The sequence below is a fragment of the Parapedobacter sp. 2B3 genome, assembly GCF_041925275.1.
Taxonomy (GTDB): Bacteria; Bacteroidota; Bacteroidia; order Sphingobacteriales; family Sphingobacteriaceae; genus Parapedobacter; species Parapedobacter pyrenivorans_A.
This window is the reverse complement of record NZ_JBHEUZ010000011.1, coordinates 116,526-135,884: the sequence shown is the minus strand read 5'-3', so window position 1 is coordinate 135,884 and position 19,359 is coordinate 116,526. Positions and strand designations below refer to the sequence as shown.

At 51.1% G+C, this 19,359-nt stretch carries 18 protein-coding genes; 8 read left to right on the top strand and 10 right to left on the bottom strand.

Going from position 1 to position 19,359, the window contains the following annotated elements; all coding sequences use genetic code 11:
- The first annotated feature begins 4 nt into the window (after nt 1–4).
- Nucleotides 5–700 (top strand): ABC transporter ATP-binding protein, encoded by a 696-nt coding sequence (locus ACEVG1_RS13680; RefSeq protein ID WP_374744304.1) that lies wholly within the window; start codon nt 5–7, stop codon nt 698–700.
- Nucleotides 697–3,252 (top strand): ABC transporter permease, encoded by a 2,556-nt coding sequence (locus ACEVG1_RS13675; RefSeq protein ID WP_374744303.1) that lies wholly within the window; start codon nt 697–699, stop codon nt 3,250–3,252. The genes ACEVG1_RS13680 and ACEVG1_RS13675 overlap by 4 nt, the downstream gene beginning before the upstream one ends.
- Before the next feature lie 3 nt (nt 3,253–3,255).
- Here the strand turns inward: ACEVG1_RS13675 and ACEVG1_RS13670 are convergent, their stop codons facing one another.
- From ACEVG1_RS13670 to ACEVG1_RS13655, 4 genes are read right to left on the bottom strand one after another with little or no spacing between them, the layout of a single operon-like run.
- Nucleotides 3,256–4,692: a serine hydrolase domain-containing protein gene (locus ACEVG1_RS13670; RefSeq protein ID WP_374744302.1), complete on the bottom strand. Its 1,437-nt coding sequence runs from the start codon at nt 4,690–4,692 to the stop codon at nt 3,256–3,258.
- 36 nt (nt 4,693–4,728) lie between these two features.
- Nucleotides 4,729–5,472: a LytR/AlgR family response regulator transcription factor gene (locus ACEVG1_RS13665; protein ID WP_374744301.1), complete on the bottom strand. Its 744-nt coding sequence runs from the start codon at nt 5,470–5,472 to the stop codon at nt 4,729–4,731.
- Nucleotides 5,469–6,512, bottom strand: coding sequence for a sensor histidine kinase (locus tag ACEVG1_RS13660; protein ID WP_374744300.1), 1,044 nt, complete (start codon nt 6,510–6,512; stop codon nt 5,469–5,471). Before ACEVG1_RS13660 ends, ACEVG1_RS13665 begins: the two co-directional genes overlap by 4 nt.
- 4 nt (nt 6,513–6,516) lie before the next feature.
- Entirely contained in the window at nt 6,517–7,404 is an 888-nt protein-coding gene (locus ACEVG1_RS13655) for a LiaI-LiaF-like domain-containing protein (RefSeq protein WP_374744299.1), read from the bottom strand.
- Between the two features lie 372 nt (nt 7,405–7,776).
- On the opposite strand from ACEVG1_RS13655, the gene ACEVG1_RS13650 reads away from it, so the two are divergent.
- Both ACEVG1_RS13650 and ACEVG1_RS13645 read left to right on the top strand, forming a co-directional pair.
- Nucleotides 7,777–8,115 carry a DUF3276 family protein gene (locus ACEVG1_RS13650; protein WP_374744298.1) on the top strand — a complete coding sequence of 113 codons (339 nt, stop codon included), beginning with the start codon at nt 7,777–7,779 and terminating at the stop codon, nt 8,113–8,115.
- A 73-nt stretch (nt 8,116–8,188) separates the two neighbouring features.
- Nucleotides 8,189–9,049, top strand: a complete 861-nt coding sequence (locus ACEVG1_RS13645; protein ID WP_374744297.1) for a neutral zinc metallopeptidase — start codon at nt 8,189–8,191, stop codon at nt 9,047–9,049.
- A 10-nt stretch (nt 9,050–9,059) separates the two neighbouring features.
- Here ACEVG1_RS13645 and ACEVG1_RS13640 read toward each other — a convergent pair whose 3' ends face one another.
- The 5 genes from ACEVG1_RS13640 to fabG all read right to left on the bottom strand — a co-directional run bounded on the left by ACEVG1_RS13640 (nt 9,060) and on the right by fabG (nt 12,283).
- Nucleotides 9,060–10,034: an acyl transferase gene (locus ACEVG1_RS13640; RefSeq protein WP_374744296.1), complete on the bottom strand. Its 975-nt coding sequence runs from the start codon at nt 10,032–10,034 to the stop codon at nt 9,060–9,062.
- A gap of 586 nt (nt 10,035–10,620) precedes the next feature.
- Entirely contained in the window at nt 10,621–10,869 is a 249-nt protein-coding gene (locus ACEVG1_RS13635; RefSeq protein ID WP_374744295.1) for a helix-turn-helix domain-containing protein, read from the bottom strand.
- Between the two features lie 104 nt (nt 10,870–10,973).
- The gene (locus ACEVG1_RS13630) at nt 10,974–11,228 is read right to left on the bottom strand and encodes a nucleotidyl transferase AbiEii/AbiGii toxin family protein (RefSeq protein ID WP_374744294.1); all 255 of its coding nucleotides are present in this window, start codon (nt 11,226–11,228) and stop codon (nt 10,974–10,976) included.
- Nucleotides 11,183–11,488, bottom strand: a complete 306-nt coding sequence (locus ACEVG1_RS13625) for a hypothetical protein (protein ID WP_374744293.1) — start codon at nt 11,486–11,488, stop codon at nt 11,183–11,185. Before ACEVG1_RS13625 ends, ACEVG1_RS13630 begins: the two co-directional genes overlap by 46 nt.
- Before the next feature lie 51 nt (nt 11,489–11,539).
- Nucleotides 11,540–12,283: a 3-oxoacyl-[acyl-carrier-protein] reductase gene (gene fabG, locus ACEVG1_RS13620; RefSeq protein ID WP_374744292.1), complete on the bottom strand. Its 744-nt coding sequence runs from the start codon at nt 12,281–12,283 to the stop codon at nt 11,540–11,542.
- Nucleotides 12,284–12,694: 411 nt separating this feature from the next.
- On the opposite strand from fabG, the gene ACEVG1_RS13615 reads away from it, so the two are divergent.
- The gene (locus tag ACEVG1_RS13615; RefSeq protein ID WP_374744291.1) at nt 12,695–14,983 is read left to right on the top strand and encodes a GH92 family glycosyl hydrolase; all 2,289 of its coding nucleotides are present in this window, start codon (nt 12,695–12,697) and stop codon (nt 14,981–14,983) included.
- An 11-nt stretch (nt 14,984–14,994) separates the two neighbouring features.
- Here the strand turns inward: ACEVG1_RS13615 and ACEVG1_RS13610 are convergent, their stop codons facing one another.
- A complete protein-coding gene (locus ACEVG1_RS13610) occupies nt 14,995–15,861 on the bottom strand; it encodes an AraC family transcriptional regulator (RefSeq protein WP_374744290.1) in 867 nt (288 codons plus the stop codon).
- 157 nt (nt 15,862–16,018) lie between these two features.
- On the opposite strand from ACEVG1_RS13610, the gene fucP reads away from it, so the two are divergent.
- From fucP to ACEVG1_RS13595, 3 genes are read left to right on the top strand one after another with little or no spacing between them, the layout of a single operon-like run.
- A complete protein-coding gene (fucP, locus tag ACEVG1_RS13605) occupies nt 16,019–17,269 on the top strand; it encodes an L-fucose:H+ symporter permease (protein ID WP_374744289.1) in 1,251 nt (416 codons plus the stop codon).
- Nucleotides 17,266–17,619, top strand: coding sequence for an L-rhamnose mutarotase (locus ACEVG1_RS13600; RefSeq protein ID WP_374744288.1), 354 nt, complete (start codon nt 17,266–17,268; stop codon nt 17,617–17,619). Before fucP ends, ACEVG1_RS13600 begins: the two co-directional genes overlap by 4 nt.
- Complete coding sequence (locus tag ACEVG1_RS13595) at nt 17,600–19,273, top strand: UxaA family hydrolase (RefSeq protein ID WP_374744287.1); 1,674 nt, start codon at nt 17,600–17,602, stop codon at nt 19,271–19,273. Before ACEVG1_RS13600 ends, ACEVG1_RS13595 begins: the two co-directional genes overlap by 20 nt.
- Nucleotides 19,274–19,359 lie beyond the last annotated feature (86 nt).

Sequence of the window (19,359 nt, the reverse complement as noted above, 5' to 3'; positions counted from 1 at the left end):
ATAAATGGATACGATATTAAGTGTGCGGGAAGTCGGCAAGACTTATCAAAGCGCGGGCAAATCGCTCACGGTGCTCCACCAGATCAACTTTGAGGTGGCGGTAGCGTCGACGGTTTCGATCGTGGGTCCCTCGGGCAGTGGTAAGACTACGTTGTTGGGGCTCTGCGCCGGATTGGACCGGGCCAGTGTGGGCAGTATCGTGCTGAATGGGGTGTCGCTGGATACGCTCACCGAAGACGAGCGGGCGCGGGTACGCAACCAATATGTTGGTTTCGTTTTCCAGAATTTCCAATTATTGCCTACACTGACGGCATTGGAGAATGTAATGGTGCCGCTCGAACTGCGTGGCGCAGGCAACAGCCGGCAGGTAGCACTTGACCTACTGGATAAGGTAGGTTTGGCCGACCGTGGGCATCACTATCCATTGCAGTTGTCGGGGGGCGAACAGCAACGGGTATCCATCGCCCGGGCATTTTCCAATGCGCCGCGCATCCTCTTTGCCGACGAGCCCACGGGAAACCTCGATGCCGAAACGAGCGAGAACGTTGAAAAGCTACTATTTGATCTCAACCACGATATGGGTACCACATTGGTATTGGTAACCCATGATTTGGAGTTGGCGTCAAAGACACAGCGGATTATCCGCATGAAAGGCGGCCAAGTGGTGTCAGATTCGATGATAGACAAAACGAACCGATGATGCCCGATCGCGAAAAGACTGCATTCCGTTGGATAGCCCGCATGGCGTGGCGCGACAGCCGTCGCAACCGCTCCAGGCTGTTCCTCTTCATCTCATCCATCATCATCGGTATCGCGGCGTTGGTAGCCATCTTTTCCTTTGGAGACAATCTTGCAAAGGATATCGACAAGCAGGCTGCCGGCCTGATCGGAGCGGATTTGGTGCTCCATAGCAACCGCGAGCTTTCGGTAGAGGGGCAGGCTATCGTAGATTCGGTACAACGATTAAGCACAGGTTATTCTGCGGAGCAAAGTTTCGCATCGATGGTGCTTTTTGTCCATAATGGCGGTACCCGCTTGGTGGAGGTAAGGGCCCTGGGCGGTGAGTTCCCTTATTACGGGCAGTTGGAAACCGTGCCGGAAGCGGCCGGGGCCACGTTCAGGAGACAGCGGCAGGCATTGGTAGACAAGACGCTCATGCTCCAATTCGATGCCGAGGTAGGTGATTCGGTGAAAATCGGGGAGGTGACGTTCGAAATAGCCGGCCGTCTTGAACGGGCTCCCGGGCAAAGTGGCCTTTCCACTACGGTAGCCCCAGCGGTGTTCATCCCGCTGGAGTACCTGCCGGCGACGGGTTTGAACCAGAAGGGCAGCCGCATCAATTACAGTTACTATTTCCAGTTGGCGAAGGGTTCGGATGCCGATGCGCTTGCCAGTGGGCTCGATTCGTTGCTGGAAGTGCAGCGCATGGGGTATGATACCATTGCTTCGCGGAAGCGTGAAACGGGGCGGTCATTTGCCGACTTGAACAAGTTCCTGTCGTTAGTGGGATTTGTGGCGTTGCTGTTGGGATGCATCGGTGTATCGAGCGCCATACACATCTATATCAAAGAAAAACTCAATAGCATCGCCATATTACGTTGTTTGGGGGCGAGTTCGCGGCAGGCATTTTTGATTTTCCTTGTCCAAGTGTTGGGCGTCGGGTTGGCCGGTTCGGTCATCGGCGCGTTGTTGGGTACGTTCATCCAGCAACTGTTGCCGTTGGTGCTCCGCGATTTCGTGCCGGTAACCATCAGCAGTGATATCTCGTGGTGGGCCATTGCCCAAGGTATTGGGCTGGGGGTCTGTATATCGGCGCTATTCGCATTGCTGCCGCTGATCGGCATCCGCAATATTGCTCCATTGAACACCTTGCGGCTGTCGCTGGATGCGCCAAGCCCGGTGAGGGACCGTTGGAGTTGGCTGATATATGGTCTCATCGGACTGTTTGTTTTCGGCTACGCCTATCTGCAATTGGATGGCGTGGGGCAGACACTGGCATTTACAGTGGGTGTGGCACTGTCATTCCTGGTGCTGTATGCCGCGGCGAGCCTCCTCGTATGGCTGGTTAAGCGTTTTTTCCCGTCGTCATGGAGTTACCTATGGCGGCAGGGACTCTCCAACCTATTCAGGCCCAATAACCAGACCGTCATCTTGATTGTCGCGATTGGACTGGGTACGGCATTTATTGCGACCTTATTTTCCGTACAGGGGATGCTGATAACCCGCGTCTCCCTGTCGTCTAGCGAGAACCAGCCCAATATGGTATTGTTTGATATCCAATCGTCGCAGAAAGCCGAAGTGGCCCAATTGGTTGCCGCCCAAGGTTTGCCCGTATTGGATGAGGTACCGATCGTAACGGTGCAATTGGAAGCCATCAACGGCATTACTGCCGACGCCGCCAGACGCGATAGTACCCTTGATGTTTCCCGCCGCGCGCTGGGGGGTGAGTTGCGGTCGACATACCGGTCGGAACTGACAGATTCGGAAAAGATTACCGCGGGTAAATGGCTGGGGGAAACGATCGGGGGAGATACCGCAAGGGTATCGCTTGAAGAAGGGTATGCCCGCCGTATCCGGGTAGAAATCGGAGACGAGTTGCTATTCAATGTGCAAGGTGTCCGCATACCCACGATTGTCGGTAGCTTCAGGGAGGTCGATTGGAACAGGGTGCAGACCAATTTCCGGCTGATTTTTCCGGAGGGTGTCATTAACGATGCTCCACAATTCCATGTATTGATGACCCGTGTGCCCGACGAGGCGACCTCAGCCCGTATGCAGCAGGCAATGGTGCAGCAGTTCCCCAATGTTTCCATTATTGACTTGGGGCTGATCTTGTCAGTGCTGGATGCCATACTTGACAAGATCGGTTTCGTGATCCGGTTTATGGGTGGGTTCAGCATCCTTACCGGCTTTGTCGTATTGATAGCATCGGTTATGATCAGCAAGTACCAACGCATCAGGGAAGGTGTATTGTTGCGTACCATGGGAGCTACGAGGAAGCAGATTTTGGTAATTACGGCCCTTGAGTATTTCTTTTTAGGGCTTATCGCTTCGTTTACCGGGGTGCTGCTGGGGATGGGGGGCAGTTGGGCATTGGCCGTATTCAGCTTTGAAATCCCATTCACACCCGATATCCCAGTGTTGTTGCTGCTGATGCTGGTTGTCGCATCGCTGACCGTACTGATCGGGCTGGTGAATAGCCGGGGCGTAACCTCACGGCCACCGTTGGAGATTCTGCGGAAGGAAATTTAGTGGTCACTTACTTGCCAAGATGGAGTTTAAAATCGCACTGCCGACGCTATCGACGGGCTCGGCGGTATTCGATAGCACAATAACCGCCATCTTCCGGTCGGGCGAAAAAGCCATATAGCTGCTGCTTCCGAACGTGCCGCCGTTGTGCCAGTAGATAAGTTCGTCGCCCATCAAGTTCATATGCCACGCCAGTCCAATGTCAGTGTCTGGCGGATTGAAAAAAGTAAATTGGCGGGTGCCGGCCAAGGCGTGCTCAAGGTCCGTTTCGGGCATCTTGAAATGGGCCTTTGCGTAGGTTAGCAAATCTTTTACCGTAGATTTAAGCGATCCATGCGCCGTGAACGCATCAAATGTCCACAAAGGCGTTTCTTTGCCGTCCTTGTTATACACTTTGGCCACATATTGCGAATCTGGAGCGGGAAACTCCGTGGTGTTTTTCAGGCCGAGCGGGTGGCAGATGATTTCCTGTACCATCTCATTGTACGGTTTACCATATACGGTCGAGAGGATATCGCCCAATAACCCGTATCCCAGGTTGCTGTACACGTAGCTATCATCGGGGGGGGTAGTCGCTTTATACGTTGCCAAGAAGCCATACAACGCTGCTTGGGTATAGCCTTTATAGGGATCGAGTGGATGGGATGCGGCCGTGGCGTCGATGTTTGCAGGCATGCGTGGTAAGCCCGATGTATGGTTGGCCAAGTGTTTCAGCGTGATTTGCTGTAGATCCGGATTGGTAGCCACCGAATCAGGCAAGTAGTCGGTAATCGGATCGTCGAGGTTGAGCTGACCGGTTTGTACCAGGTAAGCGAGCAGCGTCGCTGTAAATGTCTTGCTGATTGATCCGATTTCAAACAGCGTGTTTTCATCGGGCAGTTGCTTGTTTCCCTTTTCGGTCTCCCCATAGTAATAACTGCTTGTTTTGCCATCGTTGACCACGCCAATGGCCAACGCGTGTGTATGGCCCTTGCGGCTATAGGAAAGTGCGATGGAGTCGATATAGCCATCGAGTTTAGAGGTGGCGGGACTGCGCGAGGTAAGAACTTCGGTCTTTTCGGGAACAGGGTCGCCGGCAAACGGTTGGAAGAGGAATGTCTCGATCCGATTCGAGCTGTCCAGCGCCAGCACAACCTGCAGCGGCGTGCTGAGGAAATTGAGCTTGTAGATGCCCGTTCCCTTATCATAGCTCTTCAATTCGGCCGATTGAATTTGCCCGAGCGGATATAATTGCTGGGCCATTACGGTTTGGAATGCCTGTAGCGAAAGGGACTGCTTGAATTTAGGGCCAGCCAATGCATAGATCGAGTCTGTCTCTTGCAGGTTGAAATGGTACTCTATTTTGTTGAATACCGCTTGGTTGATTTGTTGGTCGCGGTTTTCCTCTTGCGCAAAGGCGGGAAATATAGGTAGCAATAAAATGATGCAGATAATCCTGTTCATGGTTTCAAACATAACACAAAATTACGCGAAACCTGTCTACATTCCTAATGTTTGTTTGAGGCGGGTATAGCCGCTTTTACTTACGCTTACTTGTTTTCCGTCTGCCAGTACAGCTACATAGCTATCTTTTTCGTGGGGCTCCAGTCGGGCGATATGGTCAACTTTGACGATGAATGATCGGTGTACGCGTACAAATTGGGCGGGATCGAGCTGCTCTTCGAACGAAGCCATCGTTTTGTTTTTCATGAATACGCCCTCTTGGGTATGGATTTTCACATAGTCGTCGTCGGCTTCTAGGTAAATGATGCTGCTAACGGGGATAATCTTGATTTTTGCCCCTGTCTTTACGACCACGCGCTCCAGCCTGCCGTCTGTCTGGTGTATTTTATCCAGTAGGCTCCGGGTATTTCTCTTGCCTACATCCGCTTGTTGGCTATCGAGGAATTTGTCCATGGCACGGTCAAACCGGGTTTTCGTTATCGGTTTGAGCAAGTAGTCCACGGCGTGCCGTTCAAATGCCTGTATCGCATACTCATCAAACGCAGTGGTAAAGATCACGGCCGGCTGGCTATCGATGATCTCCAACATTTCGAAGCCGTTGATTTTAGGCATCTGGATATCGAGGAAAACGAGGTCGGGCTGATATTGCATGATGGCTTTTGCACCTTCAAACCCGTCGTTGCACTCAGCGACGACCTCTACTTGCGGGTATCCTTCGAGGTACTCGGCAACCATGCTTCGCGCCAATGGTTCATCATCTACCAGTACAGCCTTGATCATAATTGGGGGATCCTGATTATGCTGGTAAAGATATGGGTTGTTGCCCGGGTTTCCAACAGGTCCGTGCGGCCGAACAGTAAAAATAGCCTCCGTTGGATTCCCCGCAACCCGAATCCGGTGCCCCGGCGTGGTTTATTGCTCTGGTTGTCATACGGGTTCTCGATCTGTATTTCCAGGAGGCGGTCATTGCAAGTGCATGCCACACTGATGGTTACCTTTTCGGTGGTGTCATACAATCCGTACTTGATGGCATTTTCGACCAGTGGCTGCATGATCATGGCGGGCAGCGTCATGGCCAGGCACTCGTCGTCGTAGCTAACCTGTGTTTCCAACCGGTGGCCAAACCGGACCTTCTCGATTTCCAAGTACAGTTGCAGATGCTCCAGTTCATCCCTAAGGGCAATCAATTGCTGGTCGTCTTTGCGTAAGGTGCCTCGAAGGAAGTCCGAGAGCTGGAACGTCATGTTCCGTGCCTCGTCCGGTTTCCTACCTATGAGCGCAATGATGGAGTTGAGGCTGTTGAAAAGAAAATGTGGTTGTAGCTGTTGCCGCAGGTTATACAGTTCCGCCTCGCGGGCAAGCCGCTCGGCATCGGCCTTATGCTGTTCGTTTTCTTTGTATTCCTGCTGGATATTCCATAGGATATTGATGATGGCTATCCAGGCGATCAGCAGTGCATTGACGAAAAAACGCAGTGGTAAGGAGACGTCGATGTGATCGAGGTAAGTTTCATTTTGGATTACATACTGGAGAATCCACCGATCGGCAGAAATACTGATGGCGGCCAACACGAGCCCCCAAATGACAATATAAAAATAGCCTTTCCTCCGGGGCAGATAATGGTTCAACGCATTTGCAATCACAAAGCAGCATAAGGTGATGACCGTAGCGCTGATCAAGCTATCGTTCAGCGCCAAATTGAAGTCGACATCAAACCACCAAAGCAAGGCCGTTTGGATAAGTGCATAAGCCATCCAGATGATAAAGCAGCTAATGTTGATGAGCCGCTGCTTAGATGATGTATAGGTGGTGGTGCTCAACCGATTAAATGTTTTTGATGGTAATGCCCCCGAAAAGGGAGGTGCCCTTGATGTAAACTACCTTTTGTTCATCGTAGGGTAACCCCTGCGTAAAGCGTTTGTCGTCTACCTCCCCAAATACCGACACGACGTCTGACTGCACTTTCCAATGTGATGGCACGATGATCTTCATGCCCGCAAATAGTTGGAATACATCGATGACGATGGGGTGGTGGATTTCTGCTTGGATAAGGTTCACGTCTGTACCGCCGCAGATATTGACAACTTCCCCCCCTTGGAAGCGCTTGGATATGACGATCTTTTTAACATCGCTGAATACAGCGGTCGATTTGAGGTAATCTTCGCTGGTGAAGCCGCTTGCTTCGTCGCGATCCGCATCGTCGGGGGAGCGGTCTTCATCGAACCCGGCGGTTTCACTAAAAGCGGTAGCCCCGCTGTTTGCGGGGCCATTCGGTTCATCTTTTACGCGCTTGTCCCACTCATAATCTCCGTATCGTTCGCGGAATCGCCGGCGTCTATCCGGTCCCGGCGCAAAGGGGCCGCCTTTGCCTTTCCCCATGAGTAGCCAAAGGCCGATACCGATGATGACTGCTGGCCATATAAATGCACCGATGTCAAAATCGGTCAGGTTCTTCAGTAGGAAGAACGAACCCAAACCCAACAGGATGTAGGAAGCCGGGTTGCGGAAATTGGAGTTTCCACCGATGATCAAGCCCACCACGATGAGTACCATGGGCCACATATTATGCCAATTGAATATCCAATCGGGAAAGAACCAATCGAATCCTAATCTACCAGCGAGCAGTATTGATCCGATACCGACAATGATGATTCCTGCCCACATGCGGCCTGTGCTGGAATACGATTTTGCTGGTTGGCGTTGTCTGTTCATTATCTTGTTATTTTTATTAAAGTCGCTAACTGAATCAGCGTAGCTATTGTTAACTATAGAGCCAAAGATATAGGGAATTAGCCCCTTCTGCAATACGGATTAGGCAACAATAGCTATTTTCTCGGTAAATGGCTGTTTTATTTCGGTAAATCGCGGCGGCTGATGTGCAAACAGCGTTATTTAACGGGGTGCCATAATTTTGACAATTTGGGTCAAACCTGCCCTATCAGCGCCTGATACAAAAGGCGATGGAAGGCGGGTTCCATGGGGCCGTTAAGAATAAATTATTCGAGTAAAATACTTGTATTAATCGACTAAATTGCTTTATATTTATCCCGATTCTGAGAATGAGGAAAATAAAAAAACTTAACAATGGGAGATTTTGACAACAAAGAGCGTGAAGAGGTTTTTTCAAAAAAGGTAAGGGCTGGTAAGCGCACTTATTTTTTCGATGTAAAGGCAACCCGTTCCAATGACTACTACGTTACCATCACGGAGAGCAAGAAGCGATTTGAAGACGGTGTGTTCATCAAGCATAAGATTTTCCTGTATAAAGAGGATTTCGAGAAATTTGCGGAAGGGCTTGGCGAAGTGGTAGACTATATCAAATCCCATCAGGAAGTTGTCGAGAAGCGTTACGAACCCGGGTATGAAGGCAACGGGGTAGGGGTAGCTGACGATGCAGAATCAAAAGACGATTTTTCGTTTTAAACTGACAGCCATCATGTGTTGATAATAAACTGAGCCTTGCATCGATGTGAGGCTTTTTTAATGCACGTATATTATGGAATGGAAAGGTAAAAGACGGAGCACCAACGTAGAAGATAGGCGGGGTATGTCATCCGGAGGCAAATTAGCGTTGGGAGGGGTAGGTGGTATTGTGGTCTTGATCATTGGCCTCTTAATGGGGGGCGACCCGGAGCAATTGCTGCAACAGATGCAGACCACCGGCGTACAGCAGACCGATGGGCCTGTGGAAATCAGCGCGGAGGAGCAGGAACTCACCGAAATGGTGGAAGTTGTTTTTGCGAGCACCGAAGATGTTTGGGCCAGCATTTTTTCGGGTGCGGGCAGCAGTTACCAACCGACCACTTTAGTATTCTACCGGGACCAGACCCCCACGGACGGTTGCGGGATGGGCGCATCGGCCTATGGCCCCTTTTACTGTCCGGCCGATAAGAAAGTCTATATAGACCTGAGCTTCAATGACCAGCTACGCGAGCAATTTGGCGCCACGGGCGATTTTGCCATGGCCTATGTGGTTGCCCATGAGGTGGGGCACCATATCCAAAACCTACTGGGTACGATGGATAAGACCGCCAAACTGCGGTCGCAGTTGAGCGAGCGTGAATATAATAAGGTAAGCGTAATGACCGAACTGCAAGCTGATTTCTATGCCGGGGTGTGGGCACACCATGCGAATCGGTCGTCCGAACTGCGCCTCGATCTGCAGGATATCCTGGAAGGTATGAAAGCGGCTGAGGCAGTGGGCGATGACCGCTTGCAGCAGCAGAGTCAAGGGCGCGTAGCGCCCGAAGCGTTCACCCACGGTACATCGGAACAACGGGCATACTGGTTTAAAAAGGGCTATGATACGGGCGACATCCGGCAGGGTGACACGTTCAGCGATCGGGGCTTGCGCTAAGGACAACCCCCTATTGCACCAGCAGGTTGCAACCCCGGATGTCGCTTTGGTCGAAGCGACCTAGTACCTCGAAGCTGCCGTCGGCATGCTTCTTCCCCAGATCTTGCGTAGCGATGAAGGCGCACGAATGGATGTTCGCCAAGTCGATAATATTGATGGCTCCGGTGCGGCCTATGGGCGATAGGGAGAAGGGGTCGTTGATATCGCGGATATGGATTTCCATCCACGGTGGGCACCGGAACCTGCCGCCTCCGGCCGAGTAAGCCTGAGACAACAGTTCGGTCATCCCATATTCGGAATGGATATCTGCAACGTTGAACCCCCCGCGCAGCCGTTCATGCACCTCCTCCCGGATCATCTCCCGCCGCCGCCCTTTCATGCCGCCGGTTTCCATAACGATAAGCTGGGGGAAATCCACCGCGTGCTCCTCAACAAAATCAAGCAATGCATAGGTAACACCGATAAGGAGGGTTTTCGTTCCTGCTGTTTTCAGGTGGAGCAGTGCCTTATGCAAGTCATCGTGGTTATACAGGAAGTATCCGCTTAACGGATGCCCGCTTTGGCGGATCAGGTCGTCTACCATATAAATAAGCGAAGACCCCTCACGCTCGGAATAGGCAGGAAGTAACGCTAATATGGCCATGTTGGCGGGTGCGCCATAAAATTGTTCAAATGCTGTACGGAAACTGTGCTCATAAATGGCGGCGTCGGCGACATCATGCCTGCTTTGTACGCTGCCTGTGGTGCCCGAGCTGGTGAAAACGAGTTGTGGTTGGGCCAGGCCTGTGACAATGCGGTGGTTCTTGAAGAAGTCAATGGGCAGGAAGGGGATATCTTCGGGTTGCTGTATGGTTGCAGGGTCTATACGGATGAACGATAGGTACTTCCGGTAAACTGCACAATGCCGGGCCTGGTGGTGGAATATCCGCATGCACGCGTCGTCAAATGCTTGGCGTGTCCGTATGGAGAAGATTTCCTTATTCATCCCTGCAAAGGTAGTGTTTTAGGGGTATTCAAAAAGAGTGGGATTGTCAACGTCATTATCTTCCAGGATTTTGTCTCTTTTCTTCATGGTTGCATAATTTATGGTTTATACGAGGGTGTCTAAATGTAGCGATCATCTTTGGAATCAGATGCGCCTTGCCGGTTTTCCGGTCGAGATTTAAATGCTGTTTTGCCAAACACCGCCGCAAACTGGCGAAAATACAAACCTTTTTTTTGTTTGTTTTTTGGTGATTTATTGTGGATAAATGAGGTTTGAAGTGTCTATATGGCTGTTTTTTGGCTAAATAAATAAGCAATATTGGAAAACGCGATAGCTAGCAGTTTTTACCAAAGTGCTTGCACTTCGGACGGAACAGTTAGCAGTTTTTGCCAAAGTGCTTGCACTTCGGACGGAACAGTTAGCAGTTTTCACCAAAGTACTTACACTTCGGACGGAACAGTTAACAGTTTTCACCAAAGTGCTTACACTTCGGACGGAACAGTTAGCAGTTTTTACCAATGTGCTTACACTTCGGACTGAACAGTTAACACTTTCAACGGAACGGTTGGGCCTCCGGTGAAAATATTCACTTCATCCCTTTCCGTTCTTCGCTGGGCGTGCACCTGAAATGTTTTTTGAACTGCGTGGCGAAGTGCTTGGCATTGCGGAAATGAACCATCGCGGCTATCCGCGCTATCGGGAGGTGGCGTTTCCGGCGCAGCAGTTCCCGACTCTTATATAGACGCATCAATCGGAGGGCAGCGTTGAGGGTAAGAGACCGCCCCTCAAATGCCCGGCTAAGCTTGCCGGGTGGAGCACCCCAGTGCTGCAGCAATCGTTATCCGATCTATCCGTTCATCCATAAAGTGCTGCCGGATGTGTGAAATAGCCCGATCGTAAAGCTGTAAGAGGTTTTGGGAAGACATGGGGTGTGATGATTCAAAATATAGCCCATTTTTCTTTGGTTAATTCAGGAACGAAAGCGTCACCAAATTCATTCGACAACGTTTCGACTATCCGATTTTTATCAAAATCTTTGAGTCCAAACAAATCCAAATCGATGGAAATTCGGTGACCGTATTTTAACGCAAGTGCCGTACCTCCAACCAAATGAAAATCATTGAGTACCGGCAAGCCAAGTAATTTTTCTAATAAGGCGAAAGTCCGGGGTTCGATTGTCTCAAGATGTAGCATCGAAATGATTCTATAGGGGCGTTTATCACCGCGCTCGCTAAATGCAGTCTGTGATCCGGTAAAAATTTTGCAGCTAACAAGACAGTCGTAATTCGCTCATCTCCATAATACCGTCTACAATTTCGAATGTCTTGCACATCGCCCCGTTCAAATACCCGCTCGATAACAAAAGTCGCACGCTTATCGAAATCCAAGCGGTCCACATCAACGTCCCAAAAGATACGCTTGTCAAACTGTGGTTTTGTTTTTCCTTCGACCATACGCGAAGTTAAACGAAATTTACGTAATTATTCCCCCCAACACCCCAATTTTTAAAGCATGCCCCCGCAGACCGACAGCACCTGCCCATTGATGTAGGCCGATAGGTCCGATGCGAGGAACAAGCACGCGTTGGCCACGTCTTCCGTTTCGCCAGCACGTTTCAGGGGGATATCTTTTTCCCAGCCTTCTACCACCTTGGGGTCCAGTACGTCGGTCATTTCTGTGCGGATAAACCCCGGAGCGATCACGTTGGTGCGGATATTCCGCGACCCGAGCTCTTTGGCTACCGATTTGGAAAATCCGATAATACCCGCCTTGGAAGCCGCATAGTTCGCCTGCCCGGCATTGCCCTGTACACCCACCACCGAACTCATGTTGATGAACACCCCCTTGCGGTTTTTCATCATGATCCGCGACGCGGCTTTGGTCACGTTGAATATCGACTTGAGGTTTACTTCCAACACATCATCCCATTGGTCCTCCGTCATGCGGAGCAGCAAGCCGTCTTTGGTGATACCCGCGTTGTTCACCACGATGTCGAGCGTTCCGAACTCTGATACGATGTCATTGACCAGTTGCTCGGCCGCCTCGAATTGGGAAGCATCCGACCGGTATCCCTTCACTTTGGTGCCGTGGGCCTGCAATTCCTGTTCCAGGGCTTGGCCCTTTTCTACGGAAGATAGATAGGTGAACGCCACGTTTGCGCCCTGTTCGGCAAATTTTTCGGCTATGGTGCGGCCGATGCCTTTCGAGGCCCCGGTGATGAGTGCGGTCTTTCCTTCAAGTAATTTCATAATTCGCTGTTTCTATGCGTTTGGATTTCCGGTGCAAACTTAGCTAAATTCGCACAAAAATGCGAATGTAGCGATCTCTCTGCTGCCATTGAAAACAAAGGAGCAGCAGAAACTTAGCTAAATTCGCACAAAAATGCGAATGTAGCGATCTCTCTGCTGCCATTGAAAACAAAGGAGCAGCAGAAACTTAGCTAAATTCGCACAAAAATGCGAATGTAGCGATCTCTCTGCTGCCATTGAAAACAAAGGAGCAGCAGAAACTTAGCTAAAATGCGCGGTATTCGCGAAAGCGCCAGGTACAAAGATTTTAGCTAAATACTTTTAGCATTTTCGTTTTCCGATATTTTTGCCATATTAGCGGACGATAACGTATTTACACAGTATAAATCCTATAAACAAGCACGTACGTAAATGAAATCACCATTGACCTTTTTGCTCGCGCTGTTCACACTGATCGCTTCAGCGCAAGATGTGAGCCGCGTTGATAACCCGCTGGATTATGTAAACACCTTGATGGGTACGCAATCCGTGCATTTGCTTTCAAACGGCAATACGTATCCGGCCATTGCCCGGCCATGGGGCATGAATTTCTGGTCGCCCCAAACCGGAAAGATGGGCGACGGGTGGATGTATACCTACACCGCCGATAAGATCCGTGGGTTTAAGCAGACGCACCAGCCCTCCCCATGGATGAACGACTACGGGCAGTTTTCCATCATGCCCACCACGGGTAAAAAGACATTCGATCAGGATGAGCGCGCAAGCTGGTTTTCGCACAAAGCAGAAATAGCCAAGCCCCATTATTATAGCGTGTACCTTGCGGACCATGACGTGACGACGGAAATTACGCCAACCGAGCGGGCGGCACGGTTCCGTTTTACCTTTCCTAAGACCGATAGCGCGTTCGTTGTGATCGATGCGTTTGACAAAGGTTCGTACGTGAAAATCATCCCGGAAGAGAATGCCATCATCGGCTACACGACGCGCAACAGCGGCGGCGTGCCCGATAACTTCAAGAATTATTTCATAATCGTATTTGATCAGCCATTTGCCAATACGGGGATCTTCGCCGATTCGGTATTGGTGAGCGATCAGTTGGAAATACAGGCGAACCATGCGGGCGCCATCGTGGGCTTCCGGATAGCCAACCGGGGCGATCAGGTGCAGGCCAAGGTTGCATCGTCGTTCATCAGCCATGAACAGGCCTGGTTGAACCTCCGTGAGATCGGAAGCAAAGATTTCGAGACCATCAGACAGGAAGGGGCCGACCAATGGAATGCAGAATTGGGCAAAGTCCGCGTAGGTGGGGGCACCATCGATCAGGTACGCACCTTCTATTCGTGCCTGTACCGGACCATCCTCTTCCCCCGGATGTTCTACGAATATGATGCCCATGGCAACGTGATGCACTACAGCCCCTACAACGGCAAGGTGCTTCCGGGCTACATGTTTACCGATACGGGTTTCTGGGATACGTTCCGGGCATTGTTCCCCTTCCTGAACCTCGTTTATCCGGAGGTCAACCAAAAGATGCAGGAAGGCTTGGCAAACACCTATAAGGAAGGCGGGTGGCTACCGGAATGGGCTAGCCCCGGATACCGCAATATCATGGTGGGCAATAACTCAGCCTCCGTGGTTGCTGACGCATATATCAAAGGGCTGCGGGGCTATGATATCGAGAAACTGTACGAAGGCCTACTGAAAGGGGCCAACAATGCGGGGCCTATTACCGCAGTGGGCAGAGCGGGTGCTGAACATTATACAACACTCGGCTATGTTCCCTATGATGTGGGCATCAACGAGAACGCTGCACGGACCCTGGAATATGCGTATGACGACTTTGCGATTTACCAGCTGGCAAAGGCGCTGAAGCGGCCCGCGGATGAAGTAGCTTTGTACCGCGAGCGGAGCTTCAATTACAAAAAACTTTTCGATAAGGAGACGGGGCTGATGCGCGGGAAGAATAAGGACGGTAGTTTCCAAACGCCGTTCAACCCGTTCAAGTGGGGCGATTCATTCACCGAAGGCAACAGCTGGCACTATTCGTGGTCGGTTTTCCAGGATGTGGAAGGGCTTGCACAGTTGATGGGCGGGCATGACGCGTTCGTAACCAAACTCGATTCCGTATTTTCCCTGCCGCCGGTGTTCGACCACAGTTATTACGGCTTCACCATCCACGAGATCCGGGAAATGCAGATAGCCAACATGGGGCAATACGCCCACGGCAACCAGCCCATACAGCACATGATTTACCTCTATAACTATGCAGGTGCACCGTGGAAGACGCAGTACTGGGTGCGCGAGACGATGGACCGGATGTACCTGCCCACTCCGGATGGATATTGTGGCGATGAAGACAACGGGCAGACCTCAGCATGGTATGTGTTTTCTGCACTGGGCTTCTATCCGGTTACGCCGGCTACCGACGAGTATGTGGTGGGAGCGCCCCTATTCAAGGAGGTGACCATCCAACTGCCCAATGGTAAAACCATTGATATCCAAGCACCCAACAACAGCCAAGAGAATCGCTATATCCAGTCGGCAACGGTTAATGGCAAGGCTTACGGCCGCAATTACCTCAAACACAGCGATCTGGTCAATGGGGCCGTACTGCATTTCGATATGACCGATAAACCCAATAAGCAGCGGGGAACCGATAAAGTTGATTTTCCGTTTTCACTCAGTTCGGAAGAACAATAGTTCTTGACAACTTATTTCAGGTAAGCCCGCCGATAATTCAGCGGGCTTTTTCCTGTTATCTGCTTGAAATATTTGTGGAAACCCGCGAAATTATAGAACCCGGTCTCAAAACAGATCTCTTTGACACTCAGGTTGTTTTCAATGAGTAATTTGCACGCGTGGCCAACACGTATTTCGATGAGGAACTGTGAAAATGTTTTGCCCGTACGCGATTTGAAATACCGGCAAAATGCATTGCTGCTCATACCTGCCACATCGGCGATTTCATCCAATGCGATCCGTTGCCTGAAGTGCTGCAGCGCGAAATCATAGATGTTGTTGATGCGGTCGTTTTCATCGCCTTGGAAATGGGGAGTGAACCCCACCGATGACAGGGGCTTGCGGTCCTTGGTGTGTGCGATGGTGGTGAGCGCCTCGATGAGGAGGATGATCCGCTTCGTGCCCTCAGTATCCAGCAATTCGGCCAGTAGCTTTTGCACCCGCTTACCAGCACTGCCATACACGGCAACGCCTTGTTTGGCCTGTTGGAGCAATTGTTTCATCGGGGTATTTTCGGGAAGGTCGAGGAAGTCCGCACCCCAAAAATCGTCGTTGAAATGGGCCACGCGTACATCGGCGGTTTTTGCCGCCCTGGTATCCAAATAATTGCTGTCGAAACTCCAGTAATGGGGTAGGTTGGAGCCGATCAATATGACGTCTCCCGAGGAAAAATTGTGGATGCTGTCGCCGATGAACTGCGTACCGCTGCCCTTTTCAATATGGATCAGCTCCACTTCCCGGTGGTAGTGCCAGCGGTTGTTGGCATACGGTACCGTATCCCGCCGAACGCTGAATGAATGGGCAGGCCCCTTGCTTACCTTTAATAATTGGGGTTTCATGCTGTTTAGTCAGTCAAAAAAACACAATATTTAGCAATAATAGGAAAAACAAGCTAATATAGCTTAATATATCGCTAATATGTTGGCAGCTATTGTATGCGTTGTTTAGTTATTTTGTGTTGTCTGAAAATATGCTGACCGATTAACTAAATATGATATGGCAAAGCGATATGCAATGATTCCGGTGATACTGATCACCTCGTTGTTTTTCTTATGGGGTCTGGCCAATAACATGACCGATACCTTATTGGCCGCATTTAAGAAAATCATGTCAATGACAGACGCGCAGACGTCGTTGATACAAATGGCTTTTTATGGGGCGTATTTCGTGCTGGCATTGCCGGCCGCACTGTATATCCGACGGTTTTCTTACAAATCGGGCATATTGCTGGGGTTGGGTTTATTCATCCTGGGAGCAATGTTGTTTTATCCGGCAAGTCAAACCATGGTGTATGGGCACTTTTTGGCGGCGTTGTTTGTTCTGGCGGGTGGGCTTTCTATTCTGGAAACGTCGGCAAACCCGTTTATTTTGAGTTTGGGCCCACCCGAAACGGCGACGCGACGGCTGAACCTGGCGCAGTCATTCAATCCGATCGGTTCGATAACGGGCGTGATCTTGAGCAAATATGTCATCCTGTCGGCACTTCACCAGGCCGGCGATGAAGAACGTATCCGGATGGACCATTCGGCGTTGGAGCAGATCCAGCGGGCGGAGCTGTCTGCCGTCATGCAAGCATACGTCGGACTGGCGATGTTGTTGATCGTGGTTTGGTTGTTGATTAAAATGGTACGGATGCCGCAAGACATCGATACCGACCGCGGCAACGTATGGGCTGCATTTGGCCGCCTGAGCAGAAACAGAAATTACGTGTACGGTGTCATCGCGCAATTCTTTTATGTGGGGGCCCAGATTGGTGTGTGGTCTTTCACCATTCGCTATGTCATGCAAGAGTTGCAGGTAAATGAAGAATCGGCATCCAACTATTACATCCTGTCGCTGGTATTTTTCATGCTTTCCCGCTTTATCACCACGGGTCTGATGAAATTTGTTAAGCCAACGCGGCTGCTGTTGGCCCTGGCCCTCGCCGCGGTCGTGCTGTGTTTGGTGGTGTCGCTTACCGGTGGCCAAACAGGAGTTTACGCGCTGGTCGCTGTTTCGGCCTGTATGAGCCTGATGTTCCCCACGATTTATGGTTTGGCAAGCGAAGGGCTTTCCGACGACCGGAAGATCGGCGGTTCGGGGCTCATCATGGCCATCCTCGGCGGAGCTGTCCTCACCTATCTTCAAGGGCTGGTTTCAGACGGCCTCGGAAACATCAACATTTCCTTTTTGGTGCCTGCGCTGTGTTTTGCCGCCGTAGCGGGTTATGGATGGTATCGGGAAAATAAAAAAAATAGTAGTATATGAAACGATATGCATTGGCATTGGACTTACACAATGATGCGCAACTGATTGCCGAATATGAGGAGTTGCACCGGAACGTCGCACCCGAAATCGAGCAGTCCATCACCGGTTCGGGGATTACCCGAATGGATATCTATCGGTTCGCTGATCGCCTGTTTATGATCATGGAGGCAAATGACGATTTTTCATTTACCGATAAGGCGGCGGCGGATGCGGCGAACCCCCACGTAAAAGTATGGGAACAGCTCACCTGGAGATTTCAAAAAGCCATACCCGGTGCCAAACCTGGGGAAAAATGGGTAGTAATGGATAAAATTTTCGAACTTAGCAGCGATGAACGATCAGATGGATAACAATCGGTTTTTTTTGCAGATACACCCCGATGACAATGTACTGGTTGCGTTGCGCGACCTGCCCCCCGGCACGGAGGTTGACTTTCGTGGCGAGCGTTTTTCGGTGGTTGACGGCGTCAAGGCGAAACATAAGTTTACCATCGGACCCCTTGCAGCTGGTGCCGACGTGCGCATGTATGGTGTGCTGGTAGGCAAGACCAATACGGCGCTGGAGCGGGGGCAGACCCTCACCACGCAGAACATCCACCACGCAGCGGGTACCTTTGAGTTGGGCGAGCGACGTACCGATTGGCAGCGGCCGGATGTATCGATGTTTGATGGCGAAACGTTCTTGGGCTACCATCGGTCAAACGGTACGGTAGGTACCGCCAATTATTGGTTGGTCATCCCGTTGGTATTCTGTGAAAACCGCAACGTGCTGGTCATGAAGCGTGCCCTCGAAGACCAGCTGGGCTACGGTAAGCGCTCACGCGACTATAGGCCCGAAGTCGAGCAGCTTATCGGCCTGTACCAATCCGGTGTGGCCGTAGAGGATATCCTGAATGCAGATATCGCAACCGATCGCGAGCAGGGTGCCGGCAAGCGGCTATTTGAGCACGTAGATGGTGTCAAATTCCTCAACCATGAGATGGGATGCGGCGGTACGCGCATCGATTCGGATGCGCTGTGCGGCTTGCTTGCCGGATACATCACCCATCCCAACGTAGCGGGAGCAACCGTGTTGAGTTTGGGGTGCCAGCACGCGCAGGCATCTATACTCCGCGACGAAATCGCCAAGCGCGATCCGCATTTCGACAGGCCACTTTATATTTTCGAACAACAGCTGGTGGGTACGGAAACCGAACTGCTTCAGCAGGCGTTGAAACACACTTTCGCCGGTTTGATGCAGGCCAATGGACAACGGCGGCAACCTGCACCGCTCAGTAAGCTGTGCATCGGTTTGGAGTGTGGCGGGTCCGATGGGTTTTCAGGCATATCTGCCAATCCGGCACTGGGCTACGTCTCCGATATGCTAGTGGCTATGGGCGGGTCGGTTATCTTATCCGAATTTCCGGAGTTGTGTGGTGTGGAGCAAGAGTTGAGCGACCGGTGCGTGGATGAGGAAACGGCTTTGCGGTTTATGGAACTGATGCGGACGTACAATGCGCGGGCGGAAGCGGATGGTTCGGGCTTCTACGCCAACCCCTCGCCGGGGAATATCCGGGATGGTCTGATTACCGACGCCATCAAATCGGCCGGAGCGGCAAAAAAGGGAGGAACCTCTCCGGTGACGGCTGTCGTGGATTATCCGGGTGTGGCAAATAAGCCGGGGTTGAACCTGTTGTGTACGCCGGGCAACGATGTGGAAAGTACGACCGCTGAGGTGGCCGGCGGGGCCAATGTAGTGTTATTTACCACGGGGCTGGGTACGCCTACCGGGAACCCAATCGCACCCGTTGTCAAATTGGCTACCAATACGAAGCTCTATGAGCGGATGCCTGACATTATCGACATCAATTGCGGTACGATCATAGAAGGGGAGGAAACGATTGAGCAGGTAGCACACACGATCCTCCGTTATGTGATCGATGTGGCAAGTGGGAAGGTGCAACCCAAGGCCGTGCAATTGGGACAGGATGATTTCATCCCCTGGCGGCGGGGGGTGTCGTTGTGAGACTTTAGATGTGAGATGTGAGACATTAGGCAATCAACATCAGTATAAATCATTAAGCAAATAGCAAATAGCAAAAAAGCAAAAAA

What these genes read in the sequence shown, in the direction of transcription:
- ACEVG1_RS13640 (WP_374744296.1), bottom strand. Translation starts at nt 10,034, where the DNA reads ATGAATAAGGAAATCTTCTCCATACGGACACGCCAAGCATTTGACGAC.
- ACEVG1_RS13630 (WP_374744294.1), bottom strand. Translation starts at nt 11,228, where the DNA reads ATGCTACATCTTGAGACAATCGAACCCCGGACTTTCGCCTTATTAGAA.
- ACEVG1_RS13665 (WP_374744301.1), bottom strand. Translation starts at nt 5,472, where the DNA reads ATGATCAAGGCTGTACTGGTAGATGATGAACCATTGGCGCGAAGCATG.
- ACEVG1_RS13625 (WP_374744293.1), bottom strand. Translation starts at nt 11,488, where the DNA reads ATGGTCGAAGGAAAAACAAAACCACAGTTTGACAAGCGTATCTTTTGG.
- ACEVG1_RS13600 (WP_374744288.1), top strand. Translation starts at nt 17,266, where the DNA reads ATGAAACGATATGCATTGGCATTGGACTTACACAATGATGCGCAACTG.
- ACEVG1_RS13645 (WP_374744297.1), top strand. Translation starts at nt 8,189, where the DNA reads ATGGAATGGAAAGGTAAAAGACGGAGCACCAACGTAGAAGATAGGCGG.
- fucP (WP_374744289.1), top strand. Translation starts at nt 16,019, where the DNA reads ATGGCAAAGCGATATGCAATGATTCCGGTGATACTGATCACCTCGTTG.
- ACEVG1_RS13680 (WP_374744304.1), top strand. Translation starts at nt 5, where the DNA reads ATGGATACGATATTAAGTGTGCGGGAAGTCGGCAAGACTTATCAAAGC.
- ACEVG1_RS13595 (WP_374744287.1), top strand. Translation starts at nt 17,600, where the DNA reads ATGAACGATCAGATGGATAACAATCGGTTTTTTTTGCAGATACACCCC.
- ACEVG1_RS13610 (WP_374744290.1), bottom strand. Translation starts at nt 15,861, where the DNA reads ATGAAACCCCAATTATTAAAGGTAAGCAAGGGGCCTGCCCATTCATTC.
- ACEVG1_RS13670 (WP_374744302.1), bottom strand. Translation starts at nt 4,692, where the DNA reads ATGAACAGGATTATCTGCATCATTTTATTGCTACCTATATTTCCCGCC.
- ACEVG1_RS13655 (WP_374744299.1), bottom strand. Translation starts at nt 7,404, where the DNA reads ATGAACAGACAACGCCAACCAGCAAAATCGTATTCCAGCACAGGCCGC.
- ACEVG1_RS13650 (WP_374744298.1), top strand. Translation starts at nt 7,777, where the DNA reads ATGGGAGATTTTGACAACAAAGAGCGTGAAGAGGTTTTTTCAAAAAAG.
- ACEVG1_RS13675 (WP_374744303.1), top strand. Translation starts at nt 697, where the DNA reads ATGATGCCCGATCGCGAAAAGACTGCATTCCGTTGGATAGCCCGCATG.
- ACEVG1_RS13615 (WP_374744291.1), top strand. Translation starts at nt 12,695, where the DNA reads ATGAAATCACCATTGACCTTTTTGCTCGCGCTGTTCACACTGATCGCT.
- fabG (WP_374744292.1), bottom strand. Translation starts at nt 12,283, where the DNA reads ATGAAATTACTTGAAGGAAAGACCGCACTCATCACCGGGGCCTCGAAA.